Origin of the sequence: Nocardia sp. NPDC049190 (assembly GCF_040648115.1) — a bacterium.
Classification (GTDB): domain Bacteria; phylum Actinomycetota; class Actinomycetes; order Mycobacteriales; family Mycobacteriaceae; genus Nocardia.
In genome coordinates, this window is record NZ_JBEZDE010000013.1 from 1 (window position 1) to 20,957 (window position 20,957).

The 20,957-nt window shown below is 66.6% G+C and carries 22 protein-coding genes; 14 read left to right on the forward strand and 8 right to left on the reverse strand.

Translation table 11 applies throughout. From position 1 onward, the window contains the following. The first annotated feature begins 115 nt into the window (after positions 1-115). The 6 genes from AB0B25_RS13800 to AB0B25_RS13825 all read left to right on the forward strand — a co-directional run bounded on the left by AB0B25_RS13800 (position 116) and on the right by AB0B25_RS13825 (position 4,657). Positions 116-472 carry a hypothetical protein gene (locus AB0B25_RS13800; RefSeq protein WP_357178219.1) on the forward strand — a complete coding sequence of 119 codons (357 nt, stop codon included), beginning with the start codon at positions 116-118 and terminating at the stop codon, positions 470-472. Positions 473-631: 159 nt separating this feature from the next. Further along, positions 632-1,063, forward strand: a complete 432-nt coding sequence (locus AB0B25_RS13805) for a DUF4254 domain-containing protein (RefSeq protein WP_357178222.1) — start codon at positions 632-634, stop codon at positions 1,061-1,063. Positions 1,064-1,630: 567 nt separating this feature from the next. Then, positions 1,631-2,209, forward strand: coding sequence for a DUF3558 domain-containing protein (locus tag AB0B25_RS13810; protein ID WP_357178225.1), 579 nt, complete (start codon positions 1,631-1,633; stop codon positions 2,207-2,209). A 9-nt stretch (positions 2,210-2,218) separates the two neighbouring features. Next, the gene (locus AB0B25_RS13815; RefSeq protein WP_357178228.1) at positions 2,219-2,599 is read left to right on the forward strand and encodes a hypothetical protein; all 381 of its coding nucleotides are present in this window, start codon (positions 2,219-2,221) and stop codon (positions 2,597-2,599) included. After that, positions 2,596-3,885, forward strand: coding sequence for a hypothetical protein (locus AB0B25_RS13820; RefSeq protein WP_357178231.1), 1,290 nt, complete (start codon positions 2,596-2,598; stop codon positions 3,883-3,885). Before AB0B25_RS13815 ends, AB0B25_RS13820 begins: the two co-directional genes overlap by 4 nt. Further along, complete coding sequence (locus AB0B25_RS13825) at positions 3,878-4,657, forward strand: ESX secretion-associated protein EspG (RefSeq protein WP_357178234.1); 780 nt, start codon at positions 3,878-3,880, stop codon at positions 4,655-4,657. Before AB0B25_RS13820 ends, AB0B25_RS13825 begins: the two co-directional genes overlap by 8 nt. A gap of 210 nt (positions 4,658-4,867) precedes the next feature. On the opposite strand, the gene AB0B25_RS13830 is transcribed toward AB0B25_RS13825, so the two are convergent. Then, positions 4,868-5,440 (reverse strand): TetR/AcrR family transcriptional regulator, encoded by a 573-nt coding sequence (locus tag AB0B25_RS13830; protein WP_357178237.1) that lies wholly within the window; start codon positions 5,438-5,440, stop codon positions 4,868-4,870. A gap of 105 nt (positions 5,441-5,545) precedes the next feature. Here AB0B25_RS13830 and AB0B25_RS13835 point away from each other — a divergent pair, with 105 nt between their 5' ends. Beyond that, positions 5,546-6,601, forward strand: coding sequence for an aldo/keto reductase (locus tag AB0B25_RS13835; protein ID WP_357178239.1), 1,056 nt, complete (start codon positions 5,546-5,548; stop codon positions 6,599-6,601). Positions 6,602-6,700: 99 nt separating this feature from the next. Here the strand turns inward: AB0B25_RS13835 and AB0B25_RS13840 are convergent, their stop codons facing one another. The 6 genes from AB0B25_RS13840 to AB0B25_RS13865 all read right to left on the reverse strand — a co-directional run bounded on the left by AB0B25_RS13840 (position 6,701) and on the right by AB0B25_RS13865 (position 12,742). Then, positions 6,701-7,525 carry an enoyl-CoA hydratase/isomerase family protein gene (locus tag AB0B25_RS13840; protein ID WP_357178242.1) on the reverse strand — a complete coding sequence of 275 codons (825 nt, stop codon included), beginning with the start codon at positions 7,523-7,525 and terminating at the stop codon, positions 6,701-6,703. Between the two features lie 254 nt (positions 7,526-7,779). Then, positions 7,780-8,934: an acetyl-CoA C-acetyltransferase gene (locus tag AB0B25_RS13845; RefSeq protein ID WP_357178583.1), complete on the reverse strand. Its 1,155-nt coding sequence runs from the start codon at positions 8,932-8,934 to the stop codon at positions 7,780-7,782. A gap of 49 nt (positions 8,935-8,983) precedes the next feature. Further along, complete coding sequence (locus tag AB0B25_RS13850; protein WP_357178244.1) at positions 8,984-9,592, reverse strand: TetR/AcrR family transcriptional regulator; 609 nt, start codon at positions 9,590-9,592, stop codon at positions 8,984-8,986. A 43-nt stretch (positions 9,593-9,635) separates the two neighbouring features. Next, positions 9,636-10,538: a hypothetical protein gene (locus AB0B25_RS13855; RefSeq protein WP_357178247.1), complete on the reverse strand. Its 903-nt coding sequence runs from the start codon at positions 10,536-10,538 to the stop codon at positions 9,636-9,638. Between the two features lie 204 nt (positions 10,539-10,742). After that, positions 10,743-11,540, reverse strand: coding sequence for an SDR family oxidoreductase (locus AB0B25_RS13860; RefSeq protein WP_357178250.1), 798 nt, complete (start codon positions 11,538-11,540; stop codon positions 10,743-10,745). Further along, complete coding sequence (locus AB0B25_RS13865) at positions 11,537-12,742, reverse strand: acyl-CoA dehydrogenase family protein (RefSeq protein ID WP_357178586.1); 1,206 nt, start codon at positions 12,740-12,742, stop codon at positions 11,537-11,539. The genes AB0B25_RS13860 and AB0B25_RS13865 overlap by 4 nt, the downstream gene beginning before the upstream one ends. A gap of 86 nt (positions 12,743-12,828) precedes the next feature. Between AB0B25_RS13865 and AB0B25_RS13870 the strand changes: the two genes are divergently transcribed. The 7 genes from AB0B25_RS13870 (at position 12,829) to AB0B25_RS13900 (ending at position 19,929) form a co-directional block, all read left to right on the forward strand. Beyond that, positions 12,829-14,412, forward strand: coding sequence for a FadD3 family acyl-CoA ligase (locus tag AB0B25_RS13870; RefSeq protein WP_357178253.1), 1,584 nt, complete (start codon positions 12,829-12,831; stop codon positions 14,410-14,412). Beyond that, positions 14,397-15,311 (forward strand): enoyl-CoA hydratase, encoded by a 915-nt coding sequence (locus tag AB0B25_RS13875; RefSeq protein WP_357178256.1) that lies wholly within the window; start codon positions 14,397-14,399, stop codon positions 15,309-15,311. Before AB0B25_RS13870 ends, AB0B25_RS13875 begins: the two co-directional genes overlap by 16 nt. After that, entirely contained in the window at positions 15,311-16,453 is a 1,143-nt protein-coding gene (locus AB0B25_RS13880; protein WP_357178259.1) for an acyl-CoA dehydrogenase family protein, read from the forward strand. The genes AB0B25_RS13875 and AB0B25_RS13880 overlap by 1 nt, the downstream gene beginning before the upstream one ends. Further along, the gene (locus AB0B25_RS13885; protein WP_357178262.1) at positions 16,450-17,451 is read left to right on the forward strand and encodes an acyl-CoA dehydrogenase family protein; all 1,002 of its coding nucleotides are present in this window, start codon (positions 16,450-16,452) and stop codon (positions 17,449-17,451) included. The genes AB0B25_RS13880 and AB0B25_RS13885 overlap by 4 nt, the downstream gene beginning before the upstream one ends. Next, entirely contained in the window at positions 17,448-18,503 is a 1,056-nt protein-coding gene (locus tag AB0B25_RS13890) for an acyl-CoA dehydrogenase family protein (RefSeq protein ID WP_357178264.1), read from the forward strand. Before AB0B25_RS13885 ends, AB0B25_RS13890 begins: the two co-directional genes overlap by 4 nt. A gap of 147 nt (positions 18,504-18,650) precedes the next feature. Continuing rightward, on the forward strand, positions 18,651-19,106 hold the full coding sequence (locus AB0B25_RS13895) for a MarR family transcriptional regulator (RefSeq protein WP_357178267.1): 456 nt from the start codon (positions 18,651-18,653) through the stop codon (positions 19,104-19,106). Positions 19,107-19,176: 70 nt separating this feature from the next. Then, positions 19,177-19,929: a DUF427 domain-containing protein gene (locus AB0B25_RS13900; protein ID WP_357178270.1), complete on the forward strand. Its 753-nt coding sequence runs from the start codon at positions 19,177-19,179 to the stop codon at positions 19,927-19,929. 78 nt (positions 19,930-20,007) lie between these two features. Here AB0B25_RS13900 and AB0B25_RS13905 read toward each other — a convergent pair whose 3' ends face one another. After that, positions 20,008-20,940, reverse strand: coding sequence for an AraC family transcriptional regulator (locus tag AB0B25_RS13905; RefSeq protein ID WP_357178273.1), 933 nt, complete (start codon positions 20,938-20,940; stop codon positions 20,008-20,010). Positions 20,941-20,957 lie beyond the last annotated feature (17 nt).

The window sequence follows — 20,957 nt, forward strand, 5'->3', positions numbered from 1 at the left end:
TGGCTCACCCCGACCGAATTCGAGAAGACCAATCGACACCTACAATCGGTGTCCTGACTCTCGCAACCCGGCGGACATCAAGCCGAGACAGCCCAGAATCGTCTGGGCGCTGATGATGCCCGCCCACCTCGGACAGCTCGTCAAGATCGATCTACAACGTCGCGGGCACGACATCGGCCCGATCATGTCCCATCCGCGCTCACGTCGGTGGAGTTACTTGATACGGCCCGATCTGCCCGACGACGACAGTTTGTTCACGGAGATGTTTCGACTCGACGTCTCCGTGGTGCGGGCGGGCGGTGAGATCGCACTCCCCTCCCCCACCGATCAGTGCACAAGGTTTCGGCACTGGATCGAGCCACCACGCTGCGCATTCCGGCCATCGGGACGGGTGATCGTCGAGTCGATACGTGACCTGACACGCACTGCGTCCTTTCCGTACGCCGCAGGCGGCCACAAAACAACGTCCTGACGCTCGAAAACTACTTACCAACCAGCAAGGACTTGACCGCATGACATTCGTGCACTCGCGCAACGGCACCCGGACACCACCACGACCTCGGGCCGCGCGCACCATGCCGCCGCGCTCTCACAGTGCATATCCAACAGCGGTTGCAGCCAACGGAACATGGTGACCACATTGGAGCCACTGCCCACAAAACACCGCCTCCTCGCCGCCTATCGAGGCGATGCACATGACGCTCACCCGCTACTCGGTGCGGCCCGCCAACTGGCCGAACTCCACGAACGACAACTAGGCGCCGGGCTCGAACAAGCCGAACTGATCAACAAACGCCGCGTACTACTGATCCGGGACATCGACCGTTGGGTCACCGGCCAACTACGACCATCGCTCGGAGCTGCGCGAATACATACCGAGACAGTAGGCGCCGTGGTAGATCGCCTCGCCCATTACACCGCCCTCGCCTATGCCGCACTGGCCAGCAACTCGAGCGCCGCGCTCAGCGACGCATGGGAGCGGCTGGCCGAACTGTCAATCGGATACGAAGACTTGAAAGACGAAGTGACTACCGGCCACCGACGCTTACCCGGCAGTCCATAACGCGCCACCAGCAATCCCCAAGCGAAGCCACCCCACCCTCGAAGCCCCCGACGGTAGAAAAAAGGCTGCTCGAAAACCCCGCCACAACCGCCATTCCACTACATCCGCCGACACCCCTACCCGCACGACGGTGTGCCACCAGCCTGGCCATGCGGCGGTGCTAACCCCGCAGTCCATAACGCTCCACCACCAATCCCCTAACGAAACCACCCCACCCTCGAAGCCCCCGACAGTAGAAAGAGGGCTGCTCGAAAACCCCGCCACAACCGCCAATTCACTACATCCGCCGACACCCCTACCCGCACGACGGTGTGCTACCAGCCTGGCGATGCGGCGATCCAGCGATGCGGCGATCCAGCGATGCCGGAGTGGAACCCTCTACGCAGTCGCAGTCGCAGTCGCAGAACGCGACACAGCATCCCGGTGTATGCGACAAGAAAGTATGCAGACCCGCGGAGACGGTTGCACCCCTGAGAACCGGCCAGTAGCGTCGAGGCCAGCTTGCAGGGGGCGGAGAAGCCGGTCTGACTCCCATCGATATGGCGCGGCACCGGCGGCGAGGAACCGATGACGAGCTGGGGGAATACTCTGCGCGGTACGGCGCTCGCGGTCGGCGCTGTCCTTGCGCTGGCCGGCTGCAAAGGCACGACCGACGGTGCGGCAACCTCGATTACCTCCGATGCGACGACAGCTTCCGATGTAACGAAGTCAGCCGATCCTGATGCAGCGCTGTGGAACCCGTGCGAACTTCCGGAGTCGGCGATATCCGCAACCGGACTCGATCCGGCAAGCAAAGAGAAGGACGTCGCGGGAGTGGACTTCACCGGGTGGAAGGTGTGTGGCTGGCGATCGTCCACGCGGTGGTATGACCTCACTATTTTCTCGGGTAGCCCCAAACTTGAGGACATCCGACAGCGCCGGGATTACGAAGCGTTCACGCCGCGCAGCGTTGGATCGCACCAAGCAGTGGAGTTCCTCGATGTCGGGGATCGAGACCGACTCAAGTGTGGATTCGCTGTGGAGGTACCTCGAGGATCGGTGGCGTTCCGAGTCGTCACCCGCCCCTCCATTGGCAAACAGGGTGAACCGTGCGTTCAGGTCCGAAGTCATGTCGAAGATCTCGCACAGTATCTGCCTGGAAGTTGAGGAGGGACGATGAAGTTCGGCGTCGACCCAGCAGAGTGGCGCAGAGTTCTCGATCTAGCCAACGCGGGCGAGATTTCGCTGTCCCCTGAAGTCGCAAAGGGACTGGACAAGATCTGTGACGATTATCTCGATAGACTCGATGGCATTTTTAGATTGCTAGACAGCACGAACTATGTCGCCGGGTTCGGTCCATTCCCTTCAGGCAAAGCACTCGAAGAGAAGTTCAGCTTAAAGGCCACCGGTACAGACCAGTCGATGGACATCGTACTGAAGCAACACATCGACTCCGTGAAACTCGCAAAAGAGGTTGTCGCCAAAGCCATCTCGAACTTCACCCAACAAGACCAATCCCGCGCCGACCAATTCACCGCCCTGGACACCCAACCATGACCTACGACGACTACCGCACTAGGATCATCGCCGCGCAGGAGCAGTGGAACCGGGAGCGCGACACCATCTACGACTTCACCACCAGGTTGAGCGAGGGCTTCCGCGGCGAGTTCGAACCACCGCGAATTCCCGGCCCGGACAACTACGACAGCATGACGTTGGCTCAGATGGTCGATGCGGTCGATGCGATGCGGCCCGGCGTTGTTCGGGAGGCGTCCGAGGCGTGGCTGAATATCGGGATGAATTTGACCGGCGCGATCGAGATGTTCAACCAGCAGTTCGCACGCACCATTTCCGGTGACGGTACACACAGCGGCTGGACCGGACAGTCCGGTCAGGCGGCGAAAGACGCGGTGACCCATTACAGCGAGCAGTCGCAGGCACTCGCCTCGTCCGCGTCCTTGGTGAGTTTCAAACTGTCGGAAATGCATACGGGTCTGCACCAGACGCAGGCGTTGATGCCACAGGCTGGCGAACGTCCCGACCTCCTCGGCAAAACCCTGCCCAAGGATGGCGTCATGAAAGCGGGCGATTACACCGAAGAGGAGGCCACGCAGGAGGCGCGACGGATTCTGCGCACGGTGTACGGCCAGGTCGCACATCAAACCGACCACGGGGTGCCCGTCCTCCCCGCAGCGCCGCGAATCGTCGCCGAACCCGAGCGATCACCCGGCCCCTCACCTGGTGTCCCGAATTCGACTGGGCCACAGCCGGCATCCGATACCGGCAAGCTCGAGCCGGAGGGTGCGCGGCCGAAGACCGCCGACCAACCGAGTGGCGACCCGCAACCTGATACCGATCTCCCCGCGACAACGCCGCAATCGGTCACTCCGGCCGGTCTGGATCAGCTGACATCCGCTCAGCCGGCAGCCCCCGGCACAACAACCACCACCCCGAGCAATGCCAACGCCCCGAGTCCGAACCTCGCCACCCCTACCCCGACGATGCCGGGCCGCCCCACCGGACCAAGTCCGAGCGCACCTGGACGCCCGAACGTTCCCGGCCCCTCGAATACGCCCGCCGCACCAGGCCGCAGTATTCCAGGCGCTCCACAGCAGCCAGGTGCGATGCCCGCCGCGGCGGCCGCGAGCACTCCGGCAAGCCGGCCGGGTACCGCAGGTATGCCGGGAATGGCCGCGCCGGCCGCGGCCGGTCGAGGCAAGGACGACGAACGAGAGACCGGCACGAAGGATTACCTGATCAACCAGCACAATGGCGGGATGGTCACCGGTCTGGACTCGTTGCCGAAGACCGTGCCTCCGGTCATCGGTGGCGACCATGGCTGACTGGCGTTTCTCCGGCCAGGAGTTCGAGATCTTGTGGTCGGCATACGGCCGCGACCGGCTGCCGTATCCGCTCCGATACCGACCCGACGACATGGATTTCGCCGATCTGAAGCGGCAGCGCGAGGCCGCGGTCGAGGCGCTGCTGGGCCGATACGCTGCCGACTTGGAGCGAGCGCTCGATGTCTTGCTCGAGCCGGACGTCCGTGTCGAGTCCAAAGCGATGGGCGGCGCGGAGATGTCGACCGTCTTCCGATTCCACGGAGCGGTGCGCGGGGGAATCGGAGCCACCCTTGTTCAACTGCCGGGCACTGCGCCGGACACCGGCGGCGATGTAGTCGTAAGTTACTGCACCGCAAGCGAAGTCGCCGAACGATCGGTGGCCGCACTGCCGCGAGCCCCAGCGGGCACGCACCCGCCGATCGAAGTGCGGCGGGCGGACGTGTCCGCCGACCGTGAACGTCCTATCCGCGACCCGTACGAGGTCGGCATCGTCGCGCAGTTGGACCAGATCTTCAAACGCGAACGCCTCGCCCTCGGCGAAATCACCATGTTCGCGGGCTCCGCGATCGACGCGCGTCCCAGCTTCGGGCGCGGCTTCTGGTGGATGGACTACGCCGACGGCCGCTACTACGTGAAAACCGGCGACCCCATCATCGCCAAACCCATGGAATCCACTGCCATGGCGGCCGAAATCCAGCGCCTCACCGTTCTGACTCAGCGTTACCATCGCGAAGACCTCGAACACGACGCGTACCTGCGCTCACAGCGGTAGCCAACAGCCACTCCGGCGACGGGTACTGATTCACCAACCAATCAGCACATCACCCAGACAGATGGCGAGCTTGATTCACCACCGACCACGGATCGCCCACACGGGCAACAATCCCCGATCCACCAACCGACCAACGGATCACCCACACCGTTGCCGGGTTCTGATTCATGAGCCGATCGGCGAGATGCGATTCCGCCGAACAGCCGATAGTCATGCTCGCGTACGAATGCCGTCGAGCACGAGCCCGGTAAGCCGCCGACCCTGAGCAAGGCCCTCCTCGCCGGGATCGACGCGCCAGAGGTAGCCCATGAGCAGCAGCACGTCGGCGGGGTCGAGGCCGGCGCGCACAGTGCCGTCGGCCACACACGCGTCCAGTAGTTTCGTGACTGCCGTGACCACGGGGGCATAAGTCTCGTCGATGGCGTTTTGGATCGCCGCGTTGTGCAAGGCCTCACCCAAACCGTGCTTCACCCGGACGTAGGCGGCGAGCGTCTCGAACCAAGCGACGAACGCGTCGAGGGGCGGCTTCGTAGCAAGAACCTGATCGACGGAGTCGACGAGCTTGTGCACATCGTGGCGATAGACGGCCAGGATCAGATCCTCACGCGTCGGGAAGTGCCGGTACAGGGTCCCGGCGCCGACACCTGCGCGCTTGGCGATCTCGTTCATCGAGACGGCGGACGACTCGGTCAGCAGCTCGTGCGCGATCTCGAGAATTGTGACGCGATTGCGCGCGGCGGCCTTGCGCTGTGGTCCGTACGTGAGTGCGTCCTGGTTGGTCATGACTTCATCTTGTCGTCGGCGAGAGAACCATTGAAATGCGGAGAACTCTCCGCTAGCTTGGCACAGATGCGGAGAACTCTCCGTGAAGCACGGTATCAGGAGACAATGACTATGCAATACATCAAACTCGGCACCACCGGTCTCGACGTCTCACCTATCGCCATCGGTGCGATGACCTATGGCGATCCGAACCGCGGCCACCCGGTGTGGTCGCTCGGCGAGGACGACGCCCGCCCGCTCATCCGGCACGCCGTGGCGGCGGGCATCAACTTCTTCGACACCGCGAACATCTATTCGCAAGGCACCAGTGAGGAGATTCTCGGTCGGGCGCTGCGTGATTTCGCGAACCGCGACGACATCGTGATCGCCACCAAGCTGCGCCATCCGATGCGCTCCGGCCCGAACGGCAAGGGGTTATCCCGTAAGGCGATCATGGCCGAGATCGACCACTCGCTCCGCCGCCTCGGCACCGACTACATCGACCTGTACCAAATTCATCGCAACGACCACTCCACTCCGCTCGAGGAAACCCTCGAGGCGCTGCACGACATCGTCAAGGCAGGCAAGGTGCGGTATCTGGGCGCTTCCTCCATGCCCGCATGGGAATTCGCGAAGGCCCTGCACCTACAGCGGGCCAACGGGTGGGCGCGGTTCGTATCGATGCAAGACCACTACAACCTGCTCGCCCGCGAGGAAGAACGCGAGATGATCCCGCTGTGCCTCGACGAGGGCGTCGGCACGATCGTCTGGAGCCCGCTGGCCCGTGGCCGCCTCGCCCGCGCCTTCGGCGACGCCAAGACGACGGCACGCGGCGGCACCGACGGCTTCGCCGATCTGCTCTACCCGCCACTGACCGGGGAATCCGACCGCGCCATCATCGACGCTGTCGGCCGGGTCGCGGACGCCCGCGGCATCACGCGCGCACAAGTCGCACTCGCCTGGTTGCACAGCAAGCCGGTCGTCACCGCGCCCATCGTCGGCGCAAGCCACGCGCAGCAGATCGACGACGCGGTGGCCTCGCTCGAGACCGAACTGACCGCCGACGAAATCCGCGCGCTCGAGGTGCATTACACGCCACGCCACGACTTCCAGGGCCTATCCGACGATTCCTACATGCAGGCCATCATGGACCGTGTGCCCCAGTTCATCCCCGCGAGCTAGCTAGGCGCGGTCGGCGAGTAGCGCCTCCGGAACGCAAACTCGTATGCATGTCTACTCCGGCGAGGCAGGCCTGGTTTTCATCCATCTCCCCGGCGATGTTCAGGAGGTGATGCCCACCTGCCGACCGAGGTCGAGTTCGACGCCTTGCGGCTGTTGCAGGCCTGCCTCGATGAGTCGCTCGACGCGGTGCGCGTTCTCGGGCCTACCGGAGGTGCGGAAGAAGGCCGCCAAGGCCGCGCCGAATTCTGCGACGGGCGGCTCGGTGACGGCATCGACAAGCGCCTTGGTCTCCTGTACCGCCACCTTGTCGAAGCCGGCGACCCGGCGGGCGAATTCGTCGACGAAGGGCGCCAGCTCGTCGTCCGGCAGGACACGGTTGACGTAGCCGTAGGCTGCCGCGAGGTCGGCGGGGAAGTCGTCAGCGCCCAGCAGAATCTCGAGCGCGCGGCCTCGGCCCAGCAGGCGGGGCAGGCGCCCGCTGGGATTCCCTCCGGGCGCCGATCCGACGCCCACCTCGAATTGTCCGAGGATGGCCCCAGGACCGGCGAAACGGATGTCGGTGGCCAGGACGAACTCGCTGCCTGCGCCGCGGGCACGGCCGTTGATCTCGCTGATGGTGACAGCCGGGACCTTCGCGAGCCGGTAGACGTTGTCCGCGAACGGGTGGAGGCCGGAGGGCGCCGGCTTCATGGCGGCCACGCGGGAGCGGTCTGCCAGCATGTCCCAGTGCGCCATGAAGAAGTCCGGGTTTGCGCTGCGGAAGACGACGGCGGTGAGGCTGGGGGCCTGTTCGATACGGGTGATCAGATCCGAGAGCTGCTCAATGGTGTCGGGGTCGATCAGGTTGATCGCACCGTTGGCAAACGTCACCTTCCAGTACGAAGGACTGACCTCCTGGACCTGGAACTGTGTGTCGGTGCTCATGGACCTCCCTTTCCAGCGGCAGTGAACAAGCGTCCGGAACCGTGCGATGCGGGGTAAGCGGTGCGGCCCGTGCCAGATCGACCGCACTCAGTCGAGCAAGTGCCGTTACAGTCCTAGCACGTTTCTCGAGTGGCGCGGCTGAGCGAGCAGCACCGGGGAGCTTGCACTGTTGACGAAAGTCAGGTCGCGCGCATGTGGCGTCACTATCAATTCAGCCGTGTCGCGACTGAGCACGTCGCAGATGCCGGTGGGGGTCAGTCGGACAGTCGCTCGATGATGGTGACGTTGGCGGTGCCGCCGCCCTCGCAGATGGTGAGCAGTCCGTAGCGACCGTCGATCCGCTCCAGTTCGTTGAGCAGCGTCGCGAAAAGCTTTGCGCCCGTAGCGCCCAGCGGGTGGCCGAGGGCGATGGCGCCGCCGTTCACGTTCACCCGTTCGGGGTCGGCGCCGGTCTCCTGCAGCCATGCCAGCACGACCGGCGCGAATGCCTCGTTGATCTCGATCACGTCGATGTCGTCGATGGTGAGACCGGTCTTCTCCAACGCCCACTTGGTTGCCGGAATCGGTGCGGAGAGCATGACGATCGGGTCGGCGCCGCGGGCGCTGAGGTGGTGGACGCGCGCTCTCGGCCGCAGGCCGTACTCCCGCACCGCCCAGTCCGAGGCGAGCAGTGTGGCGCTCGCGCCATCGGAAATCTGGCTGGCCACGGCTGCGGTGAGGGGGCTGCCGTCGACCAGCGCGGGCAGCGCGGCCATCTTCGCCAGGCTGGTTTCACGCGGGCCCTGGTCGATCCAGAAGTCGCCGACCGGCACGATCTCGTTGTCGAAACGACCGTTCTTGATGGCGTCACGCGCCCGCTCGTGGCTGCGCAGCGCCCAGCGCTCCATGTCTTCCCTGCTGATTCCCCACTTTTCGGCGATCAATCGGGCGCCGTGGAATTGCGACACCTCGCCGGTGCCATACCGGTGGTCCCAGCCCTGCGCACCGACGAACGGCGACTCGAACCCGTAATCCTTACCCGCGAGCATCGCCGCGGAGATCGGGATGGCGCTCATGTTCTGCACGCCGCCCGCGACGACCACCTCGGCGGTTCCGCTCATAATGGCCTGGGCCCCGAAATTGATGGCCTGCTGGCTGGACCCACACTGCCGGTCCACCGTGACACCGGGGACTTGTTCCGGATAGCCCGCGGTCAGCCACATGGTGCGGCCGATGTTGCCCGCTTGCGGACCCACGTTGTCGACGCAACCCACGATGACGTCGTCCACGTCCTGCGGGTCGATCGGGTTGCGGTCCAACAGACCTCGCAATGCGGTCGCACCGAGATCGGCCGGGTGCACATCGGCCAGCGCGCCGCCGCGTTTTCCGACCGGAGTTCGTACCGCATCGATCACGTAGGCGTCTCGCAGTGGGGCATACGGTCGGCGGGACGCGGAGGGTGCTGACATGTAAGGACTCCTACGTGGTGTGGTCGGAGACGGTGAGTCCGTCGAGCACGATGGTCAGATACTGCTTGGCGAGATTCTCGACGGTGATGGCGCCACCCGGGCGATACCACCGCACCGCGACCCACACTGTGTCGCGCAGGAACCGATAGGCCAGTTCGACGTCCAATTCCGGCCGAAAGGCGCCGTCGCGCACACCGTTGGTCAGTACTCGGTGCCAGAGCTCGCGGAATTCGCGGTTGTAGTCGGCGATGTAGGTGAAACGCTCTGTGCTGCGCAGCCGCTTGGCCTCGGCCTGGTAGATCGCGACCGCGGCGTGCCAGCGATCGAAAGACTCGTAGGATGCGAGTACCAAGGCTTCCAAGGTATCTCGCGAACTCAACCCGGTGGCCACGATCTCCCGGTAGCGGCCGAACAGATCGTCCAGGAAACCGCGCAGGATCTCGTCGACCATCGATTCCTTGGAGTCGAAGTGATGGTAGAGGCTGCCCGAAAGGATCCCGGCCGCGTCGGCGATGTCGCGCACGGTGGTGGCACGCAATCCCCGCTCGGCGAACAACTCGGCCGCCAAGGTGAGCAGTTCATCGCGGCGGGCTGATTTCGAGGGGTCCGGTGCGGTCACGGGCCCATGATACAACCAAGCATTTGCTTGGTCGAGTCGAATTTCAGCGCGCCGAGTAGCGCAGCGGCGAGGAGACCGACAGGTCGGCCAGCAGCCGATCACAGATCACCACGGGCGAGAGGCCGGCCCTCGCCATCCGCGCGACGAGCGCGAGACGGCGCTCGCAGCTGTCCCACTCGACGGTGAGTTGGCCGCGGCCGGGCCCGGCGTCGACCGTGGCCATCACCCGCGGCGGGCCGTAGCGCACCGGTTCCTCGATCAGCTTGAGCACCATGCCGCGCTGCCAGGCGCGATAGGTGTTCATGTCGGCGCCGAGCACCAACTTGTCGGTGGCGGCGCACAAACCTTGCGCGATCTCGTCGGCGAAGGCCGCCCGGTCGAACCGGAAATTCCGGCATTTCGCGATGACCGCCAGCAGATCCGCGCGCACTTCGCATAGCAGTGCGGTCTGCCGTTCTCGGCGCCGATATTGTTCGGTGTCCGGCAAGTACTGCTCGATGTCCGACGTATGTTCGATGTCCGACATACTCCCGGTTTCCGACATACTCCCGGTTTCCGACATACTCCCGGTGTTCGACATACTCCCGGTGTTCGATGTATTCCCGGTGTTCGATGTATCAGCCTCGGGGCTGAGGCCGAGGCGTCTGGCACGCTCTCGATCGCGCAGCAGATCGGTGCGCAACGCACCGCGCGGGTCACGGGCGACCTCGGTCTCGTCGACGGCGTGCTGCTCCAGGATCTGCGCGGCCCGCATCGCGATCGTGCGTTCGGAGGTGTGTTCGATGAGTTCGGCGCCCAACGCGAGCGCGGAACGGATCAAGCTGTCCAGCCTGCGCCTGGCCAGCACGACTTCGCGCACCACATCGAGTTCCAGTTGTTCGCGGGCAGATGGGCGACCCTGGTCCATAGCCACCGCCCCCTTGGCGAGTGCGAAATCCGACCTCACTCAGCATCGCACACCCGACCCCTCTCCGGCTCGGCCTTTTTTCCTGATCAGCTCCCTTTCGCCAGACTTCGCCGGCATGCCCGAAGGCGATCGCAATGCTGCGCGCGAGCGTGCGGTTGACGCGCCGTCCGGTCACCTCCCGACGATTGCCCGAAAGTCGCCGACGCCGGACCAGACGGGGGGAACCACCGCGACGCGAACAGCTCAGGCGCGTTGACTACTGACCGAGACCACCTCACCGGTCAGGTAGGAGGTGTAGTCACTGGCCAGCATCGCGATCGTCGCGGCGACCTCCCACGGCTCGGCGGCACGGCCGAACGCCTCACGCTCGGACAGGCGGTCGAGCAGTTCGGTCGAGCTGACCTTGTCCAGAAAGGCGTGCCTGGCGATACTCGGCGCCACCGCGTTGATCCGGACACCGAGTTCGGCGGCCTCGACCGCGCTGCACCTGGTCAGTGCCATCACGCCCGCCTTCGCCGCGGCGTAGTGCGCCTGGCCGTGCTGTGCGCGCCAGCCGAGCACGCTGGCATTGTTCACGATCACGCCGCCGCGACCCGCGTCGCGGAAGTAGCCGAGTGCGGCCCGGGTGCACCGGAAGGTGCCGTTCAGGGTGATGTCCAGGACCCGGGCCCACTGCTCGTCGGTCATGTCGACCACCGGCGTCTCGCCGCCGAGCCCGGCGTTGTTCACCATGACGTCGATGCGACCCATGACCGCGGCCGCGCCGCGTACCAGTTCGTTCACCTGGTCGGTGCGCTGGACATCGCACACGATCGAGGCGACCCGCCGCTGCGGGAACTCGGCCACGAGCGCGGTCGCCGTCTCGGCGAGACGCCGCGCGTGCCAATCGGAGACGACCACGTCCGCGCCTTCGGCGAGCAGCCTGCGGGCGGTGGCCGAGCCGATGCCGGTCCCTGCGGCGGCCGTGATCACAGCGCAGCGTCCGGTCAACAGGCCATGCCCGGGGATGGGCTCGGGGGCGACCGACAGCGGCCCGGTCACGGTCGCGTCTCGCGCGGCAGGCCGAGCACGCGCTCGGCAATGATGTTGCGCTGCACTTCGTTCGAACCTCCGTAGATGGTGTCGGCGCGGGTGAACAGGTACAGCCGCTGCCATTCGTCGAGATCGTCCGCACCCGCTACCAGGCCGCGGGCGCCGAGCACCGCCATGGCCAACTCGCCGAGACCGCGATGCCAGGTGGCCCACAGCAGTTTCGCCACCGACGCCTGGCCGCCGTCATCGACGGCCGCGCCCTCCATCGTGCGCATGGCGTGCGCGCGTAGCACCCGCAGCCCGACCCAGGCGTGGTCGATCCGGTCGGCGATCAGCGGGTCGTCGGCCGCGCCGGTACGGCGAGCCAGCGCCTCGATGCCGGCCAGCTCGCGCGCGAACCGGATCTGCTGGCCGAGCGTGGAGATGCCGCGCTCGAAGGTCAGTGTGCCCATCGCGATGCGCCAGCCCTCGCCCGGCGCGCCGACCACCAGATCGGCCGCGGTGCGCGCGTTGTCGAAGAAGACCTCGTTGAACTCCGAGGTGCCGGTCAACTGGATGATCGGGCGCACATCGATACCCGGCTGTTTCATCGGAACGAGCAGGTAGGACAGGCCCTTGTGCCTGCTCGAGCCGCGCTCGGTGCGGGCGAGGACGAAACACCAGTCCGCGACGTGCGCCAACGAGGTCCAGATCTTCTGCCCGTTGATCGACCACTCGTCGCCGCCCAGATGCGCCGCCGTAGTGATCGCGGCCAGGTCCGAACCGGCGCCGGGTTCCGAATAGCCCTGGCACCACAGCTCGGTGACGGTCCGGATGCCAGGAAGAAAGCGATCCTTCTGCGCCTGGGTGCCGAAGGCGAGCAGGGTGGGCCCGAGCAGTTCCTCGCCGACGTGGGACACCCGAGCGGGCGCGTCGGCCTTGGCGTACTCCTCGTGGAAGATCACCTGCCGCCGCACGCCCGCCGCACGGCCGCCGTACCGCTCGGGCCAGCCGAGGCAGGTCCACCCCGCGGCGGCCAGGTGCCGGTCCCAGGCGAGGCGTTCGTCGAATGCCTCGTGTTCGCGACCCGGACCGCCGAGGCCACGCAACCCGCGGAATTCTCCATCGAGGTTCTGCGCCAGCCACGCGCGTACCTCGGCGGCGAATTGTGCGTCTTGCTCCGCGGAAAACCGCCCGTCCGGCGCGGCGGTGCCGGATTCTGAGGTCTGGATCGCACCCACGCCGGTAGGATAACCTACCAAGCACTTGCTTTGTAGCGCGCGGATATCAGCGGCTCGCACGGACGGTGAGGACAACCGTGACACCTCCTGCACACACGACACCGAGGGCACTGCAGCACGCCGCCCGCACCTTCGGCGTCACCCCCGCGGTCGCCGACGGCACGATTCGACTGGACTGGACGCAGCTGCTGAGAGCCGTTCAGGAGGTGGCGCGGGCGCTCATCGCGCGCGGTGTACAGGCGGGCGACCGAGTCGCCATCTGGGCGCCCAACACCCACCACTGGGTGGTCGCCGCGCTCGGCGCGCACTATGCCGGGGCCGCGCTGGTGCCGCTGAACACCCGTTACGTCGCCGACGAAGCCGCCGATGTGCTCAGCCGGGTAGACGCGAAGGCGCTGTTCATCGCGGGGAACTTTCTCGGCCGCGACCGGCTGGCCGAACTACGCGCTGCCAGGCCGGACCTCGCCATCGACACGGTGATCGTCATCCCGGTCGAGGCGGGCGAGCAGAACGCGGGTGAGCAGAACACCGACATCGCGGCACTGAACTGGTCCGCGCTCGCCACCGTCGCCGAACCGGTGACGGTGGAAGCCGCCGAGGAACGCGCCGCCGCGGTCGCCCCCGACGACATCTCCGACATCCTGTTCACCTCCGGCACCACCGGTCGCAGCAAGGGCACTCTGATCGCGCATCGGCAGGCGCTGTCGGTGGTACGGGCCTGGGCCGAGTGCGCCACGCTCCGCGGCGACGACCGCTATCTCGTGGTGAGCCCGTTCTTCCACAACTTCGGTTACAAGGCGGGCATCCTCGCCTGCCTGGTCACCGGTGCCACGATCATCCCGCAGGCGAGGTTCGACGTGCCGGAGACGATGCGTTTGGTCGCCGCGGCACAGGTCACGGTGTTGCCTGGTCCGCCGACCATCTATCAGACGATCCTCGACTTCCCCGACCGGGACCGCTACGACCTGAGCACGCTGCGGGTGGCGGTCACCGGTGCGGCCACGGTGCCGGTGGTACTGATCGAGCGGATGCGCTCCGAACTCGAATTCGACGTCGTCATCACCGCCTACGGCTTATCCGAAGCCGCGGGTTTCGGCACCATGTGCCGCGCCGACGACGACGCCGAGACCATCGCGAACACCTGCGGCAGACCCATCGCGGGTTTCGACCTGCGCCTCGGCGCGGCAGGCGAGGTTTTGCTGCGCGGGCCGAACGTGATGCTCGGCTATCTGGACGATCCGGACAGCACCGCCGAGGCCATCGACGCCGACGGCTGGTTGCACACCGGTGATGTCGGCACGCTCGACGAACGCGGGTACCTCGCGATCACCGATCGACTCAAGGACATGTACATCTGCGGCGGATTCAATGTGTACCCGGCCGAGATCGAACAGGCGCTGGCCCGGCTGGACGGGGTAGCCGAATCCGCGGTCGTCGGAGTGCCCGACCACCGGATGGGCGAAGTGGGCAAGGCATACGTAGTGCGCAGGCCGGGCTCGACGCTCACCCAGGACCAGGTATTCGCGCACGCCAGCACCGCGCTCGCCAACTTCAAGGTGCCACGGTTCATCGAATTCCGTGACCAGCTGCCCTACAGTGCCGCCGGGAAAGTGCTCAAGCGTCAACTACGGGAGGAGAGTCGTCAATGTCGGAACCAGTGAATCCCGTTGGGGCGAAAGGGCGGCAACCGCCCAATGATGAGGTCGTCACCTATGAGCGGCGCGGCCGGGTCGCGATTGTCGCGATGAACCGGCCGGATTATCGCAACGCGCAGAACTCGGTGATGACCTACGCGCTCGACGCCGCCTTCGAGCGCGCGGTGGAAGACCCCGAGGTCGGGGTGATCGTTCTGGCAGGCACCGGGAAACACTTCAGCGCCGGGCACGATATCGGCACCCCGGGCCGCGACCACCACGTGCGATACCAGAACAAGGCAGCGCTGTGGTGGGACCACGTGGACCGGATCGGCGGCGATCAACGGTTCGCCCGCGAGCTCGAGGTCTACCTGGGCATGTGCCGTCGCTGGCGCGAGATCCCGAAGCCGACCATCGCCATGGTGCAGGGCGCCTGCATCGCGGGCGGGCTCATGCTGGCCTGGGTATGCGACCTGATCATCGCCTCCGACGATGCGTTCTTCTCCGATCCCGTTGTCCGGATGGGCATTCCGGGCGTCGAATACTTCGCGCATCCGTGGGTGATGGGCCCGCGTGCGGCCAAGGAATTCCTCTTCACCGGCGACCGGTTCGGCGCCGCGCAGGCCAAGGAGTGGGGCATGGTCAACCGGGTGGTGCCACGCGCCGAACTCGAAGCCGCGACCCTCGCGCTCGCCGAGAAGATCGCCACTATGCCGCAATTCGGCCTCGCACTGACCAAGAAGGCGGTCAACCAGGCCGAAGATTTGATGGGCATGCGTTCGGGTATGGACTCGGTCTTCGGATTGCACCACTTCGCGCACGCGCACAACGCGGAGGTCGGCGCCGGTTCGCTGGGCGGCATGACCGCCGAGTCGATGAAAGCCACGGCGAGCACCGTGGAGCAGAAGCAGAACGGAACAACGTAGTGGATCTCGACCTCGACCAGGCGACCCAGGAATTCCAGCGGGAGGTCCGCGCATTCCTCGCCGCGAGCAAACCCACCCCACCGCTGCCCTCGATGGACACCAAAGCCGGCTTCGAGGCGCACCGGGCGTGGGAACGCACCCTCGCCGACGCGCGCCTCTCGGTGGTCGCCTGGCCGGAGGAGTTCGGCGGCCGCGGCGCATCGCTACTGGAATGGGTGCTGTTCGAGCAGGAGTATTACGCCGCGGGCGCGCCGGGTCGGGTCGGCCAGAACGGCATCTTCCTGCTCGCGCCGACGCTTTTCGAACACGGCACGCGCGAACAACTGGAACGAATCATGCCGCGAATGGCCCGCGGCGACGACATCTGGGCACAGGCATGGTCCGAACCGGAAGCGGGGAGCGACTTGGCGGGTATCCGCTCCACCGCGCGGCGCACCACCGGCGGTTGGCTGCTGCGCGGCCAGAAGACCTGGAGTTCGCGCGCGGCGTTCGCGGACTGGGCGTTCGGGCTGTTCCGCAGCGACCCGGAGGCGGAGCGGCACAAGGGCCTCAGTTACATGATGTTCCCACTGACCGCCGACGGCGTGCAGGTGCGGCCGATTCCGCAGCTGGACGGTGAGCCCGGTTTCGCCGAGATCTTCCTCGACGACGTGTTCGTGCCGGACCGCGACGTGATCGGTGCTCCCGGCGAGGGGTGGCGGGTCGCGATGAGCACCTCCAGCAACGAGCGCGGATTATCGCTGCGCAGCCCCGGCCGGTTCAGCGCCACCGCGCAGCGGCTGATCGATCTGTGGCGTGACAGCGGCGACCACTCCAATACCGCACAGCGTGACGCGGTAGTCGACGCCTGGATCGGCAGCGAGGCCTACCGCCTGCACACCTTCGGCACCATCACCCGGCTCGACGAGGGCGGGAAGTTGGGCGCCGAATCCTCCATCACCAAGGTGTTCTGGTCCGAACTCGATATCGCCATGCACGAGACCGCGCTGGCGGTGCTCAGCGGGGCGGCCGAGCGTTCCGGGCCGTGGACCGACGGATACCTGTTCGCGTTGTCCGGACCGATCTACGCGGGTACCAACGAGATTCAGCGCAACATCATCGCCGAGCGGCTGCTCGGACTACCGAGGGGAAGCAGCCGATGAGATTCGCGCTCAGTCCCGAACAATCCGATTTCGGCGCCGCCCTGCGCAAGCTGCTCGACGCGGGCCGCACGCCGAGCGCCGCGCGGGCCTGGGCCGCCGGCGATCCCCGCCCCGGTCGGGCGTTGATCCGGCAGTTGGCGGAGGCAGGTGTACTCGGTCTCGCCGTCGCCGAGCAGCACGGCGGCATCGGAGCCGAACCGATCGACCTGGTCGTGGCGTTTCAGGAGATCGGACGGGCTGCCGCGCCAGGTCCGATCGTGGAAACCGCCGCCGCGATACCTGCCCTGCTGCAAGCGCTTCCGGACCGAACCCTGGCCGACCGTTGGCTTCCCGACTTCGCCGAGGGGGTCGCGCTGGGCACCGTCAGCTTCGCGACACCCGACCGGAGCGACGTCGCGTTGGACGCCGACGCCGCCGAGGTCGTGCTACTCGCCGACGGCACGCGGCTGTGCACCGGCCATCGCGCCGGCTTGGTGCGCTCGGTCGATCCCACTCGCCGGCTGTTCGCCGTCACCGCCGACGACGTGGTCGCCGAGGACGAGCAGGTGCGCGCGGCCGCCGCGGCCGGTTTCGACACCGGCGCGCTGGCCTGCGCGGCCCAGTTGCTCGGCGCGGGACGAGCGCTGCTGCAGGCTGCCACCGAATACGCCAAGCAGCGCAGGCAGTTCGGCGCACCGATCGGCGAGTTCCAGGCGGTGAAGCAGAAGCTCGCCGACGTGCTGATCGCACTGGATTCGGCCGAACCCCTGGTCTACCGCGCCGCGCTGACCATGACCGAGCCGACCCGCGGTCGCGACGTCTCCGCCGCTGTGATCGCCTGCGGCGATGCGGCGTACCGCGCGGCGCGCGCGGCGCTGCAGGTACACGGGGCGATCGGCTACACCGCCGAATACCCCCTGTCGTTGTGGCTGACCAAGGTGACGGCGCTGCGTTCCGCCTGGGGCACACCGGATCTGCATCGCGCTCGGATCGCCCGCGCACTGCGAGGTACCGCATGAGCACGCCCGAACAACGGGAGTTCACCACAGCGGTGCGGGCGCTGCTGGCCAAGCATGCCGGATCCGCCGCCGTCCGCGCGGCGATGGACACCGAACTCGGCTACGACCCCGTCCTGTGGCGGCTACTGTCCCAGCAGATGGGGGTCGGTGCGCTGGCCATTCCGGAGAAGTTCGGCGGCTTCGGCGCCAGTTTGGTCGAATCCCTGTCGGTGGTGGGCGAACTAGGCCGAACCCTTGCGGGGGTGCCGATGCTGGGCTCGGCGGTACTCGGTGCGCAGGCGGTGCTGTTGTCCGACGATGCCGAAGCGTGCGCGCGGCTGCTCCCCGACGTCGCCGAAGGCGCCAGAACGATCGCGGTCTGCTGGGCAGGCGAGGGCGGCTGGGATGAGCCCGACATCCACGAGACGGACGGAACCCTCACCGGTACCACGTACTACGTGCTGGACGGAATGTCCGCCGACACCTTGGTCGCGGTGACCCCGACCGGCTTCTTCGAGGTGGAGCCCACCGCGACGGGTGTCACCCGACGTGCCGCCGCGACCATGGACCCCACCCGCAAACTCGCCGAGATCACCTTCGCGGCGGCGCCCGCCCGTCGCCTCGGCTCCGGCAACCCGACGGCCGGCCGCGCCAGGCTGCGCGACATCGCCTGGGCGGCAGTAGCTGCCGAGCAGGTCGGCGCCGCCGAGCGCTGCCTGGAGATGACGGTGGAATACACCAAATCCCGGGTGCAGTTCGGCCGGGTGATCGGCAGCTTCCAGGCGCTCAAGCACCGCATGGCGGATATGTATGTGCTGCTGGAATCCGCCAGGTCGGTGTCGGAAGCCGCGACGGCCGCCGTGGCGGCGAACAGCCCCTCGGCGGCCGAAGACGTCTGGGTCGCCCGGGTGCACTGCTCGGAGGCGCTCACCACCATCGCGGCCGAGACCGTCCAGCTGCACGGCGGCATCGCGATCACCTGGGAGCATGACGCACACCTGTTCTTCAAGCGCGCGCACGGCGATGCCCAGTTGTTCGGGGCGGCTCGGCGGCCGTCTGTCGAGCCGGTATGAGGGATACGAAGCGCCGATACAGCGAGCAGGTCCACGCCGCGTGGGTCGACAGTCCGGCGCACCCGGTCACCGGCGCAGCTGGACCTGCTCCAATGGATAATTAGCTTATGTAATAATACCCGCGTGCAGCGGGCTCAGGCGAATGCAATGGACGACATCGTCGTCGACCTTCTCGTCACCGCGGGCCGCCTGACGCGGCTGGCCGGGGTGATCAGTGGCGACGACCTGCCACGCGCCGTGTTGCGCGCACTCGCGGTACTCGATGAACACGGCGCCGTGCGGGTCAGCGAGTTCGCCAGGATCGACCGATGCTCACAGCCGGCGGCAACGGCGCTGATCGGCAAGGTGGTCTCGGAAGGATTCGCGACCCGACGCAAGGACCCGGCGGATTCCCGGGCCGTCGTCGTCGAACTCACCCCGGCCGGACGCACCCGCCTGGCCAGGTCCCGTCAAGCCTTCGCCGACGCGATCGGCGCACACCTACCCGGTTTCGACACCGCGCGGCTCGCCCGGTTGGACGGAGAACTACACGAATTGCTGGACGTCCTGAAAACCACGAGCCGCGTCCACACAGCGTCGAGGAAGCAGCCGCCAGCACGATAGGCGACTGACCAGGACAGATCCCGATCTGCGGCCCTGGCGCCAGCCACTGCGCGGAGTACGGTCGAGAGGTATGACCGAAACGAAGCGTGGCCGCGTCGACGTCGAGACCGGCCATAAGCGAGTGCGAGTCTATCTGGGCGGGCACTTGGTGGCCGATACCGTCAGTCCGGTGCTCGTGTGGGAGAACCCGCACTATCCGACCTATTACCTGCCCGTCGCGGATCTGCACGCGAAGCTCGAACCGAACGGAATTACCCGGCATTCCCCCAGCCGGGGCGACGCGACCGGCTATGACGTCATCGTCGATGGCACCACCGCCGGCGCAGCAGCACTGCGGTATCCGGATTCACCGCTCACCGAACTGCGCGATCTGGTCCGGCTGGAATGGAGCGCGATGGACGAATGGTTCGAAGAGGACGAGCCGGTTTACGTCCACCCGCGCAGTCCGTACTCGCGGGTCGACATTCTGGCCAGTTCCCGCCATGTGCGGGTGGAGATCGACGGCATCACCGTCGCCGATTCGCACTCGCCGCGCATCCTTTTCGAAACCGGTTTGCCGCCGCGGTATTACCTGCCGATGACCGACGTTCGAATGGATCTGCTGCACCCGTCGGCCACGCACAGTAGTTGCCCGTACAAGGGCACCGCCGACTACTGGACAGTCCGCATCGACGACAAGGAGTACCTCGACTACGTCTGGGGCTACCGCACTCCGCTTCCGGAGAGCCAGAAAGTCGCCGGATTGACCTGCTTCTACAACGAAAAGGTCGACATCTACCTCGACGGCGAACTCCAAGAACGCCCACGCACCCCGTTCAACTGACGCAAATCGGCCGGGGGTCGAGGGATTGTCCAACCGAGCCTGGATGAGGTGGTCGCGTGGACCCGGGCGCAGCGACGATCAGACCGCGACCAAGGGCGGGTTGTCCTCGGCGCGACGGTACCGGCCTGGGGCCAGCCCGTATTCGCGTTTGAAGGCCTTCGCGAAGGCGAATTCCGAGGTGTAGCCGACTCGGCGGGCCACGGCGCCCAAGCCGCTGTCCGTTTCGCGCAGCAGACGAGCGGCGGTGAGCATGCGCCAACGGGTCACATACGCCAGGGGTGGCTCGCCGACCGTCGCGGCGAATCGGCGGGCGAGCGTAGCGCGCGAGACACCGGCGACATCGCTGAGATCGGGGACGGTCCACGCCCTCGCCGGCTGCGCGTGCACCGCGCGCAGTACCGCGGCGACCGCGGGATCGGCGAAAGCGCCTGCCCAGCCGGTGGATCGGGCATCAGCCTGCTCATCGAACCACGAACGCAGGATGAACAACAGCAGCATCTCCAACAGCGCGGGCACCGCGGCGTCGCTGCCCGGCCGCGGCTCGGCGATCTCGGCCGCCAGCAGATCGACGGCGCCGCGCAGCGCCGGATGACGGCCGGGACGCGCTGGGAGATGGACGAATTCCGGCAGTTCGTCCAGGAGCGGATGGCTACGACCGACCACACTGTGCCGCCTGCCGAGTTCGTACGCACCGCACAGCAGCACGGTCCGCACGCCGGGCCCGACGATCTCCCTCGGCTCCCCGGGCAGCGCCCGTTCGGTGACCGGGCTGTCCAGACTGTCGACCAGATCGTGATCGGCGCCGCGCGGCATGAACAGCACGTCACCGACGCCCAGCGCCATCGGCTCGCCGTTCGGTGGCACCACCCAGCACGAACCTTGCAACACCACATGGAAGCCCGCGCCCGGGACTATGGGATACCGACGGCCCCACGGCGCGTGTCGAATGAACAGACCAGAGGTCGGGCTGCCGGTGCGGATGGCCGCGATAGCCTCGCTCAGAATGTCCACGCCGATTACCGTAGCAC